This window comes from Phenylobacterium sp. (assembly GCF_035276905.1).
GTDB lineage: Bacteria > Pseudomonadota > Alphaproteobacteria > Caulobacterales > Caulobacteraceae > Phenylobacterium.
This window is the reverse complement of sequence record NZ_DATELG010000184.1, coordinates 1-2,624: the sequence shown is the minus strand read 5'-3', so window position 1 is coordinate 2,624 and position 2,624 is coordinate 1. Positions and strand designations below refer to the sequence as shown.

5 protein-coding genes are annotated in these 2,624 nt (G+C 72.1%); 3 read left to right on the top strand and 2 right to left on the bottom strand.

Features of this window, described 5'->3' with window-relative positions; translation table 11 throughout:
* On the top strand, positions 1-570 hold a 570-nt coding region (locus tag VJS38_RS08420), incomplete at its 5' end, for a ParB/RepB/Spo0J family partition protein (RefSeq protein WP_324087706.1).
* A 26-nt stretch (positions 571-596) separates the two neighbouring features.
* Here the strand turns inward: VJS38_RS08420 and VJS38_RS08415 are convergent.
* Both VJS38_RS08415 and VJS38_RS08410 read right to left on the bottom strand, forming a co-directional pair.
* Positions 597-1,133, bottom strand: a complete 537-nt coding sequence (locus tag VJS38_RS08415) for a methylated-DNA--[protein]-cysteine S-methyltransferase (RefSeq protein WP_324087705.1) — start codon at positions 1,131-1,133, stop codon at positions 597-599.
* Positions 1,134-1,192: 59 nt separating this feature from the next.
* A complete protein-coding gene (locus tag VJS38_RS08410) occupies positions 1,193-1,399 on the bottom strand; it encodes a DUF1674 domain-containing protein (protein ID WP_324087704.1) in 207 nt (68 codons plus the stop codon).
* An 88-nt stretch (positions 1,400-1,487) separates the two neighbouring features.
* Between VJS38_RS08410 and VJS38_RS08405 the strand changes: the two genes are divergently transcribed.
* A complete protein-coding gene (locus tag VJS38_RS08405) occupies positions 1,488-1,880 on the top strand; it encodes a hypothetical protein (protein ID WP_324087703.1) in 393 nt (130 codons plus the stop codon).
* A 41-nt stretch (positions 1,881-1,921) separates the two neighbouring features.
* Positions 1,922-2,624, top strand: a 703-nt coding sequence (locus VJS38_RS08400) for a transcription antitermination factor NusB (RefSeq protein WP_324087702.1), incomplete at its 3' end; no start/stop codon positions are given.

The window sequence follows — 2,624 nt, the reverse complement described above, 5'->3', positions numbered from 1 at the left end:
TTGGCCGCCATCCCGGCCCTGGTGCGCGAGTTCGCCGACGACCGCGCCTACGAGATCGCGATCGTCGAGAACGTCCAGCGCGAAGACCTCAACGCCATGGAGGAGGCGCGCGCCTACGAGAACCTGATGGCGCGCATGGGCTACACCCAGGAGCAGGCGTCGAAGGCGGTCGGCAAGAGCCGCAGCCACCTGGCCAACACGCTTCGCCTGCTGCAGCTGCCGGTCCCGGTGCAGGAGCACGTGCTGCAGGGACGTCTGTCCGCGGGCCACGCCCGCGCCATCCTCGCCTGTGACGACCAGGAGACGGTGGCCGACCAGGTGGTCTCAAAGGGCCTGTCGGTCCGCGACACCGAGGCCCTGGTCCGCGCCAAGGCCGCCGGCCCGAAGAAGGCGTCCGGCCCGCGGCGCAACGTCAAGGACGCCGATACCGCCGCCCTGGAATCCGATCTCGAGGATGCGCTCGGCATGACCGTCGACATCTCCGACCGTGGCGGCGCAGGCGAGTTGAGGATCCGCTACGCCAGCCTCGAGCAGCTGGACGAGATCTGCCGGCGCCTGACGCGGGGGTGATGTCCCTGCTTTGATGGGGAGGGAAGCTAGGCGAACAGATCGGCCTGCGCCGCGGCCTGGGCGCCTTCGATCGCCAGCAGCTTCAGCTTGGTCGCCGCGCCGCCGGGAGCGGAGAAGCCGCCGAGCTTGCCGCCGGCGGCCGTCACGCGGTGGCAGGGGACGACGATCGGCCAGGGGTTCTTGCCGAGCGCCCGGCCGACCTCGCGGGCCAGCCGCTTGTCGCCGAGGCGCTCGGCGACCTCGCCATAGGTCAGGGTCTCGCCAGGCGGGATCGTGCGCGCCACCTCATAGACCCGGGCGTGGAACTCCGGTGTCCGTGACAGGTCCAGCGGCGCCGCGGCGAAGTCCGGCGAGCCGCCCGCCAACAGGTCGCGGACGTCGTCGATCAGCGCTGCGATCGCCGGCGGCGGCTCGGCTTCCTCAGCGTTGGGCAGGCGCCGTCGAAGTGACGCCAGCACATGGCCGCGCTCGGACTGCGGCAGACGGACGGTGGCGAGGCCGGCCCCGTTCCAACCGACGGCCGCCCACCCCAGCGAGGTTTCGAACAGGGTGAATTGGGTCATGACCCGCAAGATAGTGTCCGCACCGGCCGGCCGCTGGCGGTTATCGGACATTAAAGCGGTCAAAAATCGACGGCGATGCCCTTGCGCTCCCAGTCGCCGAAGCGGGTGGGTTCGGGGCCGCGGGGACCGCCCTCCTCACCGGACGCCTGGCCCCCGGCGGCTTCGGCCTGCCGGCGGGCTTCAGCCTCTTCGAGCGCGCGCCGCGCGGCGGGCGTCAAGTCCCTGCCGGGCGCGGCGTTGGGTGGGGCGTCGTCCATCTGGTCCATCTATGTCGCCGCCGGGGCAAAAGCCAGCGTTGCCATGGGATGCGAACACTGTTCTCATTTTTCGACAGTAGTGTTGGGGGAATATCGGATGTCGAGGATTTCCGTGGCCTTCTTCGGCGCGGCGGTGCTCTACGCGCTCACCGGCATGGTGCTCGGCGTGGTGATGGGAGCGTCGGGCGACCACACGCTGGCGCCGGTGCACGCGCACATCAATTCGCTGGGCTGGGCGAGCCTGGCCTTGATGGGCGCCTTCTACGGCCTGGCCGGCGACCTGGCGCCGACGCGGCTGGCCTGGGTGAATTTCGGCGTTTCCAACCTCGGCAATCTGGTCACGCTGCCGATGCTCGCCATGTTGCTCGAAGGCGATCGGGCGGTCGTCTGGGTGATGGCCGTCGGCGAGGGGATCACCGTCGCCGGGATGCTGGTCTTCGCCGTCGCGATCGTGTCGACCTGGCGCCGCGCGCCCGCCGCGATCGCCTAAAGTCCTTGCGCCGGCGGCCTTGAAGGGGCACGCGGGCGCCGGTGAGCCAGATCGAACCCAACGAGGCCGCGGGCCTGCCCGCCCGCGCCGCCGCCCTCGACCTCTTGACCGCAGCCCTGTCGCGGCGCGCCGGCCTGGAGGAGGGGCTGAGCCATCCTGCGCTCGCGGCGCTTCCGCCGCGCGACCGGGCGTTCGCCCGCGCCCTGGTCATGGCGACGCTGCGCCGGCTGGGGCCGATCGACCAGGCGCTGCAACAGCGCGTGAAGAAGCCGCCGCCGGACCGGGTGGTGCAGATCCTGCGGCTTGGCGCGGCCCAGCTCTTCGTGCTCGGCACGCCGGCGCACGCGGGGGTCTCCAGCGCCGTCGACCTGGCCCAGGCGAACCGGCAGAGCCAGGCCTTCAAGGGTCTCGTCAATGCGGTGCTGAGGGGTCTTACCCGGGAGCCGCCGGACCTCGGCGACCCCGAACGGCTCGCCCCGCCGTGGCTCTACGCCCGCTGGCAGGCCGCGTTCGGCGGCGAAGCCGCCCGCGCGATCGCCGGCCTGATCGCCGAGGAGCCGGCGACCGATCTTTCCCTGAATGATCCCACCCAGGCGTCCGCGCTCGCGGCCGCCGTCGACGGCCAAGCGCTGCCGGGCGGCACAGTCCGGACCAGCCGGCGCGGCGACGTCGCCGCCTGGCCGGGCTTCGCCGAGGGCGGCTGGTGGGTGCAGGACGCCGCCGCCGCCATTCCCGCCCGCCTGC